This window comes from Pseudomonas sp. B2021, assembly GCF_018135665.1.
GTDB lineage: Bacteria > Pseudomonadota > Gammaproteobacteria > Pseudomonadales > Pseudomonadaceae > Aquipseudomonas > Aquipseudomonas lactis.
In genome coordinates this window covers 5589902-5605029 of the sequence record NZ_SMOF01000001.1, presented here as the reverse complement: position 1 = coordinate 5605029, position 15128 = coordinate 5589902, and the positions used below count along the sequence as shown (strand labels likewise).

Below are 15128 nucleotides of genomic sequence, written 5' to 3'. Positions count from 1 at the left end.
GTTAACTCAGCTGATTACCACTGGTAGGTGGCGCTGGCGACGACGCTGCGTTGGTCGCCGAAGTAGCAATAGGAGCCATCACAGGTGGAAATGTAGTCCTTGTTGAACAGGTTGGTCGCGTTCACTTTCACCGACGCGCCCTTGAGGCTGTTGTCCAGGCGGCCGAGGTCATAGTGCACCGCGCCGTCGAACACAGTGTAGGCGTTGGCCTTGCCGGCCCAGGTATTGGCCTGGTCGCCGTAGGTGTTGCCGGTGTAGCGGGCGCCGAAGCCGATACCGAAACCGTCGAGCGCGCCGGTGTGCCAGGTGTAGTCGGTCCACAAGGACGCTTGCTGGTTAGGCATCAGTTGCAGGCGGTTGCCTTTGAACTCGCCTTTTTGCACTTCGGATTTGGCCAGCGTGTAGGCGGCGATCACTTTGAGGTTTTCGGTCACGTCAGATACGGCTTCCAGCTCCAGGCCTTTGACTTTCACTTCGCCGGTCTGGTCGGTGACAGACACACCACCGGACTGGAAGCTGCTGACCAGAACGTTCTTCTGGGTCAGGTCATACAGCGCGGCACTGAGTAGCGTGTTCGAACCCGGCGGTTGGTACTTGATCCCCAATTCCCACTGCTTGCCTTCGGTAGGTTTATAGGACTCTGTAGGAGAGGCACTGGCGTTGCTCGCCGGCTGGAAAGATTCGGCGTAGGAGATATACGGTACGAAGCCCGAGTCGAACACATAGCTCAGTGCCGCGTTCCCGCTGAAATTCTTGCTGCGGTCAGTATTGGTCGCGTCGTTTTTGTTGAAGTACGTGGTGCCCTGGTGCACCCAGTCTTCACGGCCCCCCAGGGTCAGGCGCCAGTTATCAAGAGCCATCTGGTCCTGGACGTAGAGACCGGTCTGGACGGTTTTCTGATTGTAGTCGTAGAAAGCGCCGGAGCGTGCGGGGCGTTCAACTGGCGTGGTGTTGACCGGGTTGAAGATGTTGACTCGTCCGGCCTGCCCGTAAATCGACAGGTACGAGGTATCGGTACGCTGGTGGTCAAGCCCGAGTAGAAGGGTGTGGGTGACGTCGCCGGTGGAGAAGTCGGCCTGAAAGTTGTTATCTACCGCCAATTGTCCGATGTTCTCGTCCACGTTGGTCGAAGAACGGTCCATATTGCCTTCGGCGTCGACCGGTGCCCAGGCAAAGGCGCCCACGGTCAATTGTTGGAACGACAATTCTGATTTGGTGTAACGCAGATTCTGTTTGAACTGCCAGGTATCGTTGAAGCGGTGCTCGAATGCGTAGCCGAGTGCGTAATAGGTACGGTCGTAGAACTCGTAGTCCGGATCGCCCAGGTTTTTATGATGCGAAACGTCACCCAGTGGCGACTTGATCTTGGTGCCGACTATCGGCAGGAACTGGCTGGTCGCCCCGGTATCGTCGCGGGTGAACTGCGACAGCAAGGTCAACTTGGTATCGGTGTCGATATTCCAGGTCAAGCTCGGTGCGATGTTGTACCGCTTGTTGTCGATGTGATCGACCTGGGTACCGGCATCGCGCACCACGCCGCCAACGCTGTAGAGAAACTGGCCCTCATCATCGATCTTGCCAGTGCTTTCGAAATTGATCTGGCGGTGGTTGTCACTGCCGTATTGCACCTGGATAGCACTGCTCTGTTCGGCGCTGGGACGGCGGCTGACCATGTCCAGCAAGCCACCAGGTGGAGTTTGACCATAAACCGATGAAGCCGGGCCGCGCAGCAGGGCGAGGCGATCGAGGTTCCAGGTTTCGGCTTTTGGGTTGGCGTACACGCCACGGGGCAGTGGCAGGCCATCAAGGAATTGCGTCGGCTCGAAGCCGCGCACACGCATCCAGTCGTAACGGGTGTCGCTGCCGTAGCTGGCGGACACGATGCCGGGCATGTACTTGACCGCGTCGTCGAGGTTCTGCACGTTACGGTCCTGCATCTGCTCGCGGGTGGCAACCGAGATCGAGCGTGGTGCCTCAACCAGCGCGGTATCGGTTTTGGTGCCGGCGGCGGTGCGCTTTGCTACATATCCCTCCACCGGCCCCCAAGCGCTTTCATAGCTGCCTTGGCCGGTGATGTTGGTGGTCGGCAAGGCGACGACGCCCTCCGGAACCGGCATCAGGGTGTAAGTGCCCGCACTGCTTTGCTCCAACTGCAACCCCGTCCCCCGCAAGGCCTCACGCAACGCGCCCTGCGCATCGAACTGGCCTTTGACCGGCGCCGAGGTCTTGCCGGCGGCGAGTGCGGGGTTGAGGGTCAGCGCCAGGCCGGCCTGGCTGGCGATCTGGTTCAGTGTGCTGGCCAGAGGCGCAGCCGGCAGGTTGTAGGCGCGCACGCTGGACGCTTGTTCTGCGGCATACAGCGTGGTGCTGGCCAGCGGGGCGCTGAGGGCGATCGCCACGGCTAACAGGCTGGGGCGCAACAAGGTGTCTAGCGTGCGGGACATAAGGGCGGCTCCTGAATGGAAATATTTCTCAATTGCCTAGGTGCCGAGCGAGAATCGAAAAGTGATAGGGATGAGTGAAAATATTTTTCGCAGGTGTGCTTGAGGGCCTCATCGCAGGCAAGCCAGCTCCCACAGTTGAAGGTGCTCGCAATTCGAAATGTGGGAGCTGGCTTGCCTGCGATAGCAATCGCCCAGGCGCTGCAGGACCTAAGGCTTACCCTTGACGGTCACCCACCACGTCGTGTGCTGCTCGATCTGCACCGGCAAAGTCGGCAACAGCGCATTCAATGCCAACGTGGTGTCATGCAGCGGGAAACTGCCGGTGATGCGCAGGTCGGCCACGTTGTTATCCACCCCCAGGTAGCCGGTGCGATAGCGCGCCAACTCCTCGATCACATCCCCCAGCCGAGCGTTGTCCACTACCAGCATGCCGCGCGCCCAGGCATCGGTGGCCGGGGTGACGGCCAGCAACGGGCCAAGGCCGTCGCTGCGCATCAGCACCTGCTGGCCCGCCTTGAACACCTGTTCGTGGTGCAACGCCTCGGGCTGGGCGGCCACGGCTGACTGCAACACACTCAGGCGCGTAGCGTCGTCTTCGCGCTTGACGATAAACCGAGTACCCAGCGCCCGCAGGCTGCCATCGCGGGTTTGCACGTAGAAAGGGCGTGAATCGTCGTGGCCGGTTTCGACGAGAATTTCGCCTGCCTGCAACACGATCAAGCGGCGTGTTTCGTCGAAGCGCACATCAATGGCGCTGTGGGTGTTGAGGTTGATCCGCGTGCCGTCCGCCAGCTTCAGCGTGCGCTGTTCACCGGTGGCGGTGCGCTGGTCGGCCAGCCAATAGTGAATAGGCACGTAACGCTCACCGGCAAACAGCGCCAGGCCGCACACCAGCACGATACTGGCCAGGCCCCGGCCCAGTTTGCGCACGCGTTGGCGGATGCCGTGGCGCGATTGCAGCAACGCCGCCCGGGCCGGGCCCGAGGCCATGCTGAAACGCTGGTCGAGCATGCCCAACTGGCGCCAGGCGCGCGCATGTTCCTCATCGCTGGCCAGCCACTTGCTGAACTCTTCCTGTTCCACCGCGTTGCCGTTGCCCGAGTCGAGGGACAGTTGCCAGGCAATCGCGGCATCCAGCACGCGCGACGACACCGGTTTGGAGCCGATGGCGGTCACGACGGCTCGCCATACAGTGCGATGTAGCACTGGCGAATGCCCTGGGCCAGGTATTGGCGCACGCGGGCCACTGACACGCCCAGGCGCTGGGCGATTTCGGCGTGGCCCAGGCCGTCGAGGCGGTTATAGAGGAACGCGGCGCGGGCCTTGCTAGACAATTTGCCGAGCAGGCGGTCGATGGCCTTGAGGTCTTCGAGGATCAGTTGCTGGGCTTCCGGCGAAGGCTGTTCGCTTTCCGGGATCAGCATCAATTCGGTGAGGTAGGCCTGCTCCAAAGCTGCACGACGGAAGTAGTCGAACAGCAAACCCTTGGCGATCGCCACCAGGAACGCCCGCGGTTCGCGGGGCTCGCGCAACTCATCACGGCCCAGCAGGCGCATGAAGGTGTCCTGGCTCAGGTCTTCGGCACGGCTCGGGCACGCCACGTTACGTCGCAGCCAAGCCAACAGCCAGCCACGGTGGTCGCGATATAACGCACCAACAAGCTCACTGCGTGGGGTCTGGACCGACGACAAGGCATCACCGAATAAACAAGAGGTTTAAACTAACGAGAATTATTCGCGATTGTCGCAGAGGCGTGGAGTGGGCGCAATTGGCGTCTGTCGGGAGATCGTTCCCACGCTCTGCGTGGGAATGCATCCTGCGATGCTCCGCGTCGGGCGCGAAGCGTTAAAGGGAAGGCGCCTGTTTGCGCCGTTTCCATTGGGCCAAACGCGCTTGCAGCGCCTGGGGCGTGTCGATCTGTTGCTGTCGCGCACGGCTGAACAGGATCAGCATCAGCTCCGCCGTCGCCAATGCATCGGCGCTGGCGTGATGGCGTTCGCCGGCCTGTAGCCTGAAGCGGTTGAGCCAGTCATCCAGCCCGGCCTCGCGAATGTGCGCCTCGGGGCACAACAGCGGGGCCAGGTCAGCCACATCCAGGAATGGATGGGCCAGGCGATACCCCAGGCTGTCCTTGAGCGCCCGGCACAGCATGTGTTGATCAAACGGCGCATGAAAAGCCAGCAGAGGGCTGTCGCCCACGAACGCCATGAAATCCAGCAACGCCTCGGCCGGGTCGCTGCCGGCGGCAATTGCACTGGGCCCCAGCCCGTGGATCAGCACACTGGGGCTGAGCTTGGTGTCGGTGCGCTGCAGGGTGCGTTCGAACAGTTGGGAGAAATCCACCGCACCGTCTTCGATGACCACGGCGCCGATGGACAGCACCTGGTCGCGGTGAAGGTTCAGGCCGCTGGTTTCCAGGTCCACCACTACCCAGCGCTGGCTGCGCAATGGGCCGTTGCCCAGTTCGGCGGGCTTGGGTAACTGCTCCAGGCGCTGCTGTTGCGCGGGGTTGAGCCCGGGCTTTTTGGCGCGCAGCCAGCCAAACAAACTCACAGCTGATACCGCAAGCTCAGGCTGCTTTGCAGGCGTTGGGCCTGGCGCAGGGACTCACGCAGGATGCGCCGGTCCAGGTGGTTGAGGCTGTCGGGGTCGACGCGGTTGGAATAGGGCAAGTTCTCGCGGGTCTGCAATTGGTGCTGCTGCATGCGGGTCTGCTGGATAAAGTGGTAGGCCTCTTCATAGGCGGCGCCATCCAGGGGTTCGATCACGGCCTTGTCCACCAACTGGCGCAGGCGTTCCAGGGTGTTGTTGGCGTGGATGCCATTGGCCAGGGCCAACAGGCGCGCGCCGTCTACAAAAGGCGTAAGGCCCTGCACCTTGAGGTCGAGGGTGGCTTTTTCGCCATTTTTGCGGGTCAGCACGAACTCGCGGAAACGCCCCACCGGCGGGCGTCGTAGTAGCGCGTTTTCGGCCAGCATGCGTTGGAACAAGCGGTTATCCGCCACCTGATCGAGAATGCCCTGGCGCAGTTGCTCGCAACCGCGCTCTTCGCCCCACACCACGCGCAAGTCAAAATAGATGCTTGAGCCCAGCAGGTTTTCCGGCGTCGCCTCACGAATGAACGCGCCGAAGCGCCGCGCCCACTCCACGCGGGACAAGCACAGCTCGGGGTTGCCGGCCATGATATTGCCCTTGCACAGGCTGAAGCCGCACAGCGCCAGGCTTTGGTTGATGTGCTGCGCCAGGGGCAACAAGCGGCCACGAAAGTCGGCGGCTTCGACGGCGTCCTTGGCCTCGAACAGGATGCCGTTGTCCTGGTCGGTGTACAGCGTTTGTTCGCGGCGGCCTTCGCTGCCAAAACACAGCCAACTGAAAGGCACGCCGGGGTCGCCTTTTTCCGCGAGGGTCAGCTCGATCACCCGGCACACGGTGTGGTCGTTGAGCAGCGTAATGATGTGGGTGATCTGGGTGGATGAGGCGCCATGGGCGAGCATGCGCTCCACCAACTGGCCGATTTCACCGCGAATCGCCACCAGGTTTTCCACCCGGGGTGCATTGCGGATGGTGCGGGCCAGGTGCACCAGGTCCACACGCTGCAAGGAGAACAAGTCACGCTCGGAGACCACGCCACACAGGCGCTGGTCTTGCACCAGGCACACGTGGGCGATATGCCGCTCGGTCATGGCGATGGCCGCATCGAAAGCGCTGTGTTCCGGGCTCAAGTAAAACGGTGCCTGGGTCATGTGCCCGGCAATGCTCTGGCTGAAGTCGCTGGTGCCATCGGCGACCACCTGGCGCAGATCTCGCAGGGTGAAGATGCCCAGGGGCGCCTTGTGTTCGTTGACGATCACAATGCTGCCGACCTGCTGTTCGTGCATCAAAGTCACCGCTTCGCGCAACGGCGTGTGCGGGCTGCAGGTGACCGGGTGGCGCATGGCCAATTCACCCAGGCGGGTATTCAAGGAGTATTGGGTGCCGAGGGTTTCCACGGCTTTTTGCTGTACCTGCTGGTTGACCTGGTCGAGCAGGCTGCTGACCCCGCGCAAGGCGAAATCACGAAACGGGCTGGACAGCGCGAACAGCTTGATAAAGGCCGGCTTGTTCAGTTGCAGGCAAAAGGTGTCTTCAGCGGCTTTGTGTTCTGTGCGGGTCGCGCGTTCACCCAGCAAGGCGGCGAGGGGGAAGCATTCGCCGGTGGCGATTTCAAAGGTGGTGTCCGCCGAGTCTGGGCGCTCGCCCACGACCCGCCCCTGCTTGACGATATAAAAGTGCTCGACCGGGCCGCCCGACGGTTTGAGGATGCTGTCGCCGGGGCCGTAGAAACGCAGTTGGCACTGTTCCACCAGGAAAGCCAGGTGCGCCTGTTCCATCTGGTTGAACGGCGGGAAGCGTTGCAGGAATTGCAGGGTGCCGTGGATGTTCTGCAACACAGCGGTTTTACCCGCCTGTGCGAATGCATCAGCTTTACTCATAACAGTGACCGCAGTGTTTTTGTCGTTATCGTGCTGCATGGTCGACTCCTGCGCAGTGGGTGCCCATTGGACGTAAGTCTAGGTCGAGGAATACCGCGCAAAACTAGGGAAAAACCTTACATGACAATCGTCCAAAACCCGTAGAAAGCCCACTAGGCAAACTTTCCGACGAAGTGCACATTGTTCGCCCTTCCGCAGATGTCTGACGAGTGTGCTGGGAGATTGATGAGAACTGCTGAGAAACGTATGTCCGACCACGATATTTTGAGTGATGCCGAGCGCGAGGCGCTGAGCGCCGTGATGCTGGAGCCCGATTTACCCCCCCAACGCGTTTTGATCGTGGACGACGACAAGGACGCGCGTGAATTGCTGGCGGAAATCCTTGGGCTCGATGGTATTCGCTGCATGACTGCCGAAAGTGGCGAGGCTGCGTGGGATTTGTTGAAGACGAGCAGTTCCATCGGTTTGCTGATCACCGACCTGCGCATGGCGCCCAGCAATGGCCTGGAATTGATCCGCCAGGTGCGTGAGTCCACCCGTGCGGCGTTGCCGATCATCATCATGTCTGGAGACGCGGAAGCGCCGGATGTGATTGATGCGATGCATTTGAGCGTGGTGGATTTCTTGCTCAAGCCGATTGATAGCGTGAAGTTGGCGAAGTTGGTGAAGCGGGAGTTAGGGATGGTGCCCTGAGTGTGGGGTGACTGGCCTGGCCTCTTCGCGGGCAAGCCCGGCTCCCACATTTGAAATGCATTCCCCTGTGGGAGCTGGCTTGCCTGCGATTCAGGCAACGCGGTCTAACTGACACTGATAAAAAAGCCCTGATCTTTCGATCAGGGCTTTTTTCATTTACAGGCCGTTCTTGGCCTTGAACTCCCGACGCCTGCGGTGCAACACAGGCTCGGTATAGCCATTAGGCTGCTTGGTCCCTTCAATCACCAACTCCACCGCTGCCTGGAACGCGATGTTGCTGTCGAAATCCGGAGCCAGTGGGCGGTACAACGCATCCCCGGCATTCTGACGGTCTACCACCGGCGCCATGCGCTTGAGGCTTTCCATCACTTGGGCTTCGTTGACGATGCCGTGGCGCAGCCAGTTGGCGATGTGCTGGCTGGAAATACGCAGGGTGGCGCGGTCTTCCATCAGGCCGACATCGTTGATGTCCGGCACCTTGGAGCAGCCCACACCCTGGTCGATCCAACGCACCACATAGCCAAGGATGCCCTGGGCGTTGTTGTCCAGTTCGTTGCGGATCTCTTCTTCGGACCAATCGGTGTTGCTGGCCAAAGGAATGGTGAGGATATCGTCCACCGAGGCGCGCTCGCGCTTGGCCAGTTCGGCCTGGCGGGCAAACACATCGACCTTGTGATAGTGCAACGCATGCAAGGCCGCGGCGGTTGGCGAAGGTACCCAGGCGGTGTTGGCGCCGGCCAGGGGGTGAGCGATTTTCTGTTCGAGCATCGCCGCCATCAGGTCGGGCATGGCCCACATGCCCTTACCGATCTGTGCACGACCTTGCAGGCCGGTGCTCAGGCCGATATCGACGTTCCAGTTCTCATAGGCGCCGATCCATTTTTCTGCCTTCATGGCCGCCTTGCGCACCATCGCGCCGGCTTCCATGGAGGTGTGGATTTCATCGCCGGTGCGGTCGAGGAAACCGGTGTTGATAAACACCACACGCTCGCTGGCCGCCTTGATGCAGGCCTTGAGGTTGACCGTGGTGCGGCGCTCCTCGTCCATGATCCCGACCTTGAGGGTGTTGCGCGCCAGGTTCAGCACCTCTTCGATGCGACCGAACAGTTCGTTGGTGAACGCGGCTTCTTCCGGGCCGTGCATCTTCGGTTTCACGATGTACACAGAACCGGTGCGGCTGTTCTTGCGGGTGTTGTTGCCGTTGAGGCTGTGGATCGCCGCCAGGCTGGTGATCAGGCCGTCGAGGATGCCTTCGGGCACTTCGTTGCCGTCTTTATCGAGGATCGCATCGATGGTCATCAAGTGGCCAACGTTGCGCACGAACAACAGCGAACGGCCGTGCAGGGTCACGTCGCTGCCATCCACGCCGGTGTAGACGCGGTCAGGGTTCATGGTGCGGGTGAAGGTCTGGCCGCCCTTGGCCACTTCTTCGGCCAGGTCGCCCTTCATCAGGCCGAGCCAGTTGCGGTAGATCACCACTTTGTCGTCGGCGTCCACAGCGGCCACGGAGTCTTCGCAGTCCATGATGGTGGTCAGCGCGGCTTCCATCAGCACGTCTTTGACGCCGGCAGCGTCGGTCTGGCCGACTGGGGTGCTGGCGTCGATCTGGATTTCGAAGTGCAGGCCATTGTGCTTGAGCAAGATTGCAATCGGCTCGGCCGCAGGGCCCTGGAAACCGATCAACTGGGCATCGTCACGCAGGCCGCTGTTGCTGCCGCCTTTGAGGCTGACGATCAGCTTGCCATCGACGATCTTGTAGCCGGTGGAATCGACGTGGCTGCCGGCGCTGAGCGGTGCGGCTTCGTCGAGGAAGGCGCGGGCGAAGGCAATGACCTTGTCGCCACGTACTTTGTTGTAGCCCTTGCCCTTCTCGGCGCCGTTGGCTTCGCTGATGGCGTCGGTGCCATACAGCGCGTCGTACAGCGAGCCCCAGCGCGCATTCGAGGCATTGAGGGCGAAACGGGCATTCATCACCGGCACGACCAGCTGTGGGCCGGCCATGCGTGCGATCTCGTCATCGACGTTTTGGGTCGAAGCCTGGAAGTCTGCGGCTTCTGGCAGCAGGTAGCCGATGTCTTGCAGGAAGGCTTTGTAGGCCACCGGGTCATGGGCCTGGCCTGCGTGGGTCTGGTGCCAGGTATCGATCCGCGCCTGGAAGTCGTCGCGTTTGGCGAGTAGGGCTTTGTTCTTCGGGGCCAGGTCATGGATGACCTTGTCGGCACCGGCCCAGAACTGGTCGGCAGTGATGCCGGTACCGGGAATGGCTTCGTTGTTCACGAAGTCGAACAGGACTTTGGCGACCTGCAGGCCACCGACTTGAACGTGTTCAGTCATTGCTTGCCTCACTCTGCGGAGCTTATGCGCTTTTTCAGATTTTCATTATGTAGTGCACGGTTGGGCATACTACATGATGACTTGCGGTTGTGAAAATTAGACTAAATACGTCGTTTAGCGACCCACTTTGGTCGTACGGTCACAGCGGAGAACCGGATGTTCTCAAAAAACTATTAGATTGTTCCAGATAAATATCAAAATGGTACACGATTTGTCTGTGGGAGCTGGCTTGCCTGCGACGGCCGTTGACGATCACGCATACGTTCTGGATAAACGCGGCATGTCTATAATCGAGGATCAACCAACCGAGGGACTGCGCCATGGACCATCTTGTACTCACTATTATCGCCGCCGACAAACCCGGCCTGGTTGAACGCATCGCGCAGAACATTGCCAGCCATGGTGGTAACTGGCTGGAAAGCCGCATGGCGCACATGGCCGGGCAGTTTGCCGGGATCCTGCGGGTCAGTGTGCCGAGCGAGCAGCGCCAGGCATTGGTGGGGGCGCTGGAGGACTTATCCACCCACGGCATTCGCGTGTTGGTGGGTGAGGGCAGCAGCGGCCAGGCATCGGCGTCCAAGCCGATCCTGATGACCCTGGTGGGCAATGACCGCTCGGGCATCGTGCGTGAGATCACCGCGTTGTTGAGTCAGCAGGGCGTCAACCTGGAACGCCTGAGCACCGATGTGCGCCCGGCGCCCATGAGTGGTGATCCGCTGTTCAACGCCGAGGCGTTGTTGCAAGTGCCGGCCACGCTGTCGTTGGAAACCTTGCAAGAGGCTTTGGAAACCTTGGCCGATGACTTGATGGTGGAGCTGCGTCAGGAAGAGTAACAATCCACAAGGTTATGCATCGAAATCTTGCATGGGCCTGTGGATAACCTGTAGAGACCCGACGCCAGGCCACGCCCGCCGGGCATCTGCGCAAGTTGAGCAAAAAACGAGCAGTTTCAAGGGCTTGTGCACAAATGGCGGGGATCAGGTTGTGGATAACCTTGGGGTGGAACGCTGCAAGCCACGAATGCTGTGGCTTGCAGAGGGTTGTACGTTATTTGATCAGCGTTTGCGCACGGTCATCCAGGCATCCAGGCTGTACACCACCAGCCCGGCCCAGATAAAGGCGAAGGCGATCAACGTGCTCGGCGCCAGGTGTTCACCGAACAACAGCACGGCTTCGAGCAACACCAGCGTCGGCGCCACGTACTGCAAAAAGCCCAGGGCGGTGTAGGGCAAATGCCGTGCAGCGGCGTTGAAACACACCAGGGGAATCAGCGTCACCGGGCCTGCGGCTACCAGCCACCAGGCTTCGGAGGTGCTCCAGAACGCCAGTTGCGCGCTGTGGGCGGTCGGGTTGAACAGCAACCAGGCGACGGCAATCGGTACCAGCATCCAGGTTTCCACCACCAGCCCTGGCAGCGCCTTGACCGGTGCCTGCTTGCGGATCAAACCGTAGAAGCCAAACGTCAGCGCCAGTGCCAACGACACCCACGGCAGGCTACCGACCTGCCACACCTGCTGCGCCACACCCGCCGCAGCCAACCCGACAGCCACCCACTGCAAACGACGCAGGCGCTCGCCGAGGATCAGCATGCCCAGCAGCACATTCACCAGCGGGTTGATGTAATAACCCAGGCTGGCTTCAAGCATGCGCCCGGTGTTCACCGACCACACATAGGTCAGCCAGTTAGCGGCAATCAACGAACCACTGAGGGCCAGGATCGCCAGACGCTTGGGGTTGTCGCGCAGCTCGCGAAACCAGCCGGGATGTTTCCACACCATCAGCAACAGCCCACCGAACAGCGCCGACCACAACACGCGGTGCACGATGATCTCGGCGGCGGGCACGCTGGCGATGGCTTTGAAGTAGAGCGGGAACAGACCCCAGATGACATAGGCGCTCAGGCCCAGGATGTACCCCTTGCGGGGGTTGGCGGCTTGCATTGCAGAATCCTTGCTTAGGCAGCTAACAAAGCGCAATTGTAAGGATATTTGTCAGACAACGCTCGTTCCCACGCTCTGCGTGGTAACGCCGCCTTGGACGCTCTGCGTCTGCTTTTAAATCGTGACGCGGAGCGTCACAGGATGCGCGCCCACGCGGAGCGTGGGGGCGAGCATGGACAGCCAGCTCCCACAGGAGGCAGGGCCAGGTCAGAAGAGCTTCAGCGGTTCTTCATTGAGCGCCGACAGTTGCTCGCGCAACGCCAGCACCTGGTCGCCCCAATACCGCTCGCTGCCAAACCACGGAAAGCTATGGGGGAATGCGGGATCGTCCCAGCGTCGCGCCAGCCAGGCACTGTAGTGCATCAGGCGCAGGGCGCGCAGCGGTTCGATCAGCGCCAGTTCGCGGGGGTCGAAGTCGTGGAATTCCTGGTAGCCGTCCATCAGTTCCGAGAGCTGGCCGAGGCATTCCTGGCGGTCGCCAGCCAGCATCATCCACAGGTCTTGCACCGCCGGGCCCATGCGGCAGTCATCCAGGTCGACGATATGGAACATCTCGTCGCGGCACATCATGTTGCCGGGGTGGCAGTCACCGTGCATGCGGATGTTCTTGTGCGGCGTGGCCTTGTAAACCTCTTCCACACGCTTGAGCAGGTCGCGGGCCACGGACTCGTAGGCCGGCAACAGGCTTTTGGGAATGAAGTTGCCTTCAAGCAGGGTGGTGAGGGAGTCGTGACCGAAATTCTTCACCCCCAGGGCTTCGCGGTGTTCGAATGGGCGAGTGGAGCCTACGGCGTGCAAGCGACCGAGCAGTTGCCCGAGCCGGTAAAGCTGATCGAGGTTGCCCGGCTCTGGCGCGCGGCCGCCACGGCGGGGAAACAGGGTGAAGCGGAAACCTGCGTGTTCGAACAGGCTCTCGCCGTTGTGGATCAACGGCGCGACCACCGGTACATCGCACTCGGCCAGTTCGAAGGTGAAGCGGTGTTCTTCCAGGATCGCCTCGTTGGTCCAGCGCTGGGGACGATAGAACTTGGCGATCAGCGGTTCGGCGTCTTCGATGCCCACTTGGTACACACGGTTTTCGTAGCTGTTGAGCGCTAGAACTCGCGCGTCGCTGAGAAAACCGATGCTTTCGACGGCGTCGAGCACCAGGTCTGGGGTGAGTGTTTCAAACGGGTGGGCCATGCGAACTCCTGCGCGCAGCAGGGCGCCGCGTCCGGCCGGGTATGGTAACAGCATAGATAGCCGGTGGCTGTGCGGACGCCTTCGCAGGCAAGCCAGCTCCCACACTGGCATGTATTTACACATCAAAATGCGGGAGCTGGCTTGCCTGCGATAGCGGTGTATCAGGCGCCTACGATCCCGCCGTCGTCCCGACGAATCGCCATCACCGACGACCGCGGCTTGCCATTGGGCAAGTGTTCCGGCCAGGTCGAGCCACCGGTTTCACCCGGGTGTTGAATGCCCACGAACAGCGTCTTCTGGTCCGGCGAGAAACTGATCCCCGTCACCTCACACGCCACCGGCCCCACCATGAAGCGACGGATTTCACCGGTGCTCGGGTCGGCACACAGCATCTGGTTATTGCCCATGCCCGCAAAGTCGCCAGCGTTGCTGTAGTCGCCATCGGTGAGGATCCACAGGCGCCCGGCTTTGTCGAAGCCCAGGCCGTCGGGGCTGTTGAACATGTTTTGCGGGTTGATGTTGGACGAGCCGCCCTTGGGGTTGCCGGCATGTACGCCGGGGTTGCCGGCCACCACGAACAGGTCCCAGGTGAAGTCCGTGGCACCGTGGTTATCGGCGTCGGCTTTCCAGCGCAGGATCTGGCCGTAGACGTTTTTCTCCCGTGGGTTGGGGCCGCCCACTGGCTGGCCCTCTTCGCCGCGCTTGGCGTTGTTGGTCAGGGTGCAATAAACCTGGCCGTCGGTGGGGCTGACCACGATCCATTCCGGGCGGTCCATGCGTGTGGCTTTCACCACGCTGGCGGCCAGGCGTGCGTGAATCAGCACCTCGGCCTGGTTGGCGAACCCGCTGCTGGCGTCGATGCCGTTCTTGCCATGGGTGAGTTCAACCCACTGGCCTTTGCCCTTGGGATGGTCGGCGTTGCCGTCGCCCGCGTCGAAGATCGCCACGTACAAGGTGCCGTGGTCGAGCAGGTCTTTATTGGCCTTCGGGTTGCTGTGGTTGATCTGATCGCGGCTGACGAACTTGTAGATGAACTCACCGCGTTCATCGTCGCCCATGTACACCACGGCGCGGCCATCACGGGTTTCGGCGAGGGCCGCGTTTTCGTGTTTGAAGCGCCCCAGGGCCGTGCGCTTGACCGGGGTGGACTGCGGATCGAACGGGTCGATTTCCACCACCCAGCCATGGCGATTGAGTTCGTTGGGGTTCTTGGCCATATCAAAGCGCGGGTCGTGCGGATGCCAGTTGATGTCCTTGCTGGCGGCCACCACGCCGTAGCGCTTCTGCCCTGCGTCGAAGGTTTGCTGCGGGTTGCTGCTGCCGAAGCAGTCGGTAAAGTTTTCTTCGCAGGTCAGGTAGGTGCCCCACGGCGTCTTGCCGTTGGCGCAGTTCTGGAACGTGCCAAGGACTTTTTTGCCGGTCTTGTCGGCGCCGGTTTTCAGCCAGTCATGGCCGGCGGCAGGGCCACTCAAACGGATCGGTGAATTGCCGTGGATGCGCCGGTTGTAGCGCGAGTCCTGGACGAACTGCCAGGTGTCACCCTGACGCCGCACTTCGATCACCGACACGCCTTCGCTGGCCAGGGCCTTGCGCACGTCTTCGGCAGATTGTGGCGCGCCGCCGTGGGCGTAGAGGTAGCGATAGTTGGTGTATTCGTTGTTGATCGCAATCAGTGCGCGGTTGTCGTCGCCTGGGAACGCAAACAGGCTCATGCCGTCGTTGTTGTCGCCGAACTGTTGTTCCTGGGCCTTGGCGGTGCCATGGCCGGACGGGTCGAAAGCCGGGGCGTGCTTGTGCAGGGGCTGGCCCCAACTGATCAGCACCGAAGCGCTGTAGCCCGGTGGCAGGGTGATGGTATCGCTGGTGGCAGCGGCAATGCTGGTGAACCCGAGCAGCGGGCTGGCGGAAGCGGCATTCACCGCCAGCGCGCTACGGCTCAACAGGTTGCCGCCAAGGAACATCGCGGCGCCGCACAGGGCGCCTGCGCCGATAAAGCGACGGCGGGTCAGGCCCACCATCTGTTCAAGGTCGGTGGCTTGGTTTTCTTCTAATAGGCTCATCAC

At 61.3% G+C, this 15128-nt stretch carries 11 protein-coding genes; 2 read left to right on the top strand and 9 right to left on the bottom strand.

Annotation, left to right across the window (positions count from 1 at the left end; all coding sequences use genetic code 11):
• Nucleotides 1-14: 14 nt before the first annotated feature.
• The 5 genes from E1K68_RS25355 to E1K68_RS25335 form a co-directional block, all read right to left on the bottom strand.
• Entirely contained in the window at nt 15-2444 is a 2430-nt protein-coding gene (locus E1K68_RS25355; RefSeq protein ID WP_212614800.1) for a TonB-dependent siderophore receptor, read from the bottom strand.
• 207 nt (nt 2445-2651) lie between these two features.
• Complete coding sequence (locus E1K68_RS25350) at nt 2652-3620, bottom strand: FecR family protein (RefSeq protein ID WP_212614799.1); 969 nt, start codon at nt 3618-3620, stop codon at nt 2652-2654.
• Nucleotides 3617-4135: an RNA polymerase sigma factor gene (locus tag E1K68_RS25345; protein WP_212614798.1), complete on the bottom strand. Its 519-nt coding sequence runs from the start codon at nt 4133-4135 to the stop codon at nt 3617-3619. The genes E1K68_RS25350 and E1K68_RS25345 overlap by 4 nt, the downstream gene beginning before the upstream one ends.
• Nucleotides 4136-4289: 154 nt before the next feature.
• A complete protein-coding gene (locus tag E1K68_RS25340) occupies nt 4290-4997 on the bottom strand; it encodes a 3'-5' exonuclease (RefSeq protein ID WP_212614797.1) in 708 nt (235 codons plus the stop codon).
• Nucleotides 4994-6916 (bottom strand): putative nucleotidyltransferase substrate binding domain-containing protein, encoded by a 1923-nt coding sequence (locus E1K68_RS25335; protein WP_212614796.1) that lies wholly within the window; start codon nt 6914-6916, stop codon nt 4994-4996. The genes E1K68_RS25340 and E1K68_RS25335 overlap by 4 nt, the downstream gene beginning before the upstream one ends.
• 246 nt (nt 6917-7162) lie before the next feature.
• Between E1K68_RS25335 and E1K68_RS25330 the strand changes: the two genes are divergently transcribed.
• Nucleotides 7163-7609 carry a response regulator gene (locus E1K68_RS25330; RefSeq protein ID WP_019817416.1) on the top strand — a complete coding sequence of 149 codons (447 nt, stop codon included), beginning with the start codon at nt 7163-7165 and terminating at the stop codon, nt 7607-7609.
• 156 nt (nt 7610-7765) lie between these two features.
• On the opposite strand, the gene E1K68_RS25325 is transcribed toward E1K68_RS25330, so the two are convergent.
• Complete coding sequence (locus E1K68_RS25325) at nt 7766-9943, bottom strand: malate synthase G (RefSeq protein ID WP_044271764.1); 2178 nt, start codon at nt 9941-9943, stop codon at nt 7766-7768.
• A 320-nt stretch (nt 9944-10263) separates the two neighbouring features.
• Here E1K68_RS25325 and E1K68_RS25320 point away from each other — a divergent pair, with 320 nt between their 5' ends.
• On the top strand, nt 10264-10776 hold the full coding sequence (locus E1K68_RS25320) for an ACT domain-containing protein (protein WP_003194815.1): 513 nt from the start codon (nt 10264-10266) through the stop codon (nt 10774-10776).
• A gap of 222 nt (nt 10777-10998) precedes the next feature.
• On the opposite strand, the gene rarD is transcribed toward E1K68_RS25320, so the two are convergent.
• From rarD to E1K68_RS25305, 3 genes are all read right to left on the bottom strand, one after another.
• Nucleotides 10999-11883 carry an EamA family transporter RarD gene (gene rarD / locus E1K68_RS25315; protein ID WP_212614795.1) on the bottom strand — a complete coding sequence of 295 codons (885 nt, stop codon included), beginning with the start codon at nt 11881-11883 and terminating at the stop codon, nt 10999-11001.
• 207 nt (nt 11884-12090) lie between these two features.
• A complete protein-coding gene (locus E1K68_RS25310) occupies nt 12091-13065 on the bottom strand; it encodes a serine/threonine protein kinase (protein ID WP_034128855.1) in 975 nt (324 codons plus the stop codon).
• Between the two features lie 161 nt (nt 13066-13226).
• Nucleotides 13227-15125: a PhoX family phosphatase gene (locus E1K68_RS25305; RefSeq protein WP_003194810.1), complete on the bottom strand. Its 1899-nt coding sequence runs from the start codon at nt 15123-15125 to the stop codon at nt 13227-13229.
• Between the last annotated feature and the right edge of the window lie 3 nt (nt 15126-15128).

Bases quoted from the DNA above. Each gene is read 5' to 3' on its own strand.
- E1K68_RS25335 (WP_212614796.1), bottom strand. From the start codon at position 6,916: ATGAGTAAAGCTGATGCATTCGCACAGGCGGGTAAAACCGCTGTGTTG.
- E1K68_RS25355 (WP_212614800.1), bottom strand. From the start codon at position 2,444: ATGTCCCGCACGCTAGACACCTTGTTGCGCCCCAGCCTGTTAGCCGTG.
- E1K68_RS25310 (WP_034128855.1), bottom strand. From the start codon at position 13,065: ATGGCCCACCCGTTTGAAACACTCACCCCAGACCTGGTGCTCGACGCC.
- E1K68_RS25305 (WP_003194810.1), bottom strand. From the start codon at position 15,125: ATGAGCCTATTAGAAGAAAACCAAGCCACCGACCTTGAACAGATGGTG.
- rarD (WP_212614795.1), bottom strand. From the start codon at position 11,883: ATGCAAGCCGCCAACCCCCGCAAGGGGTACATCCTGGGCCTGAGCGCC.
- E1K68_RS25325 (WP_044271764.1), bottom strand. From the start codon at position 9,943: ATGACTGAACACGTTCAAGTCGGTGGCCTGCAGGTCGCCAAAGTCCTG.
- E1K68_RS25320 (WP_003194815.1), top strand. From the start codon at position 10,264: ATGGACCATCTTGTACTCACTATTATCGCCGCCGACAAACCCGGCCTG.
- E1K68_RS25330 (WP_019817416.1), top strand. From the start codon at position 7,163: ATGTCCGACCACGATATTTTGAGTGATGCCGAGCGCGAGGCGCTGAGC.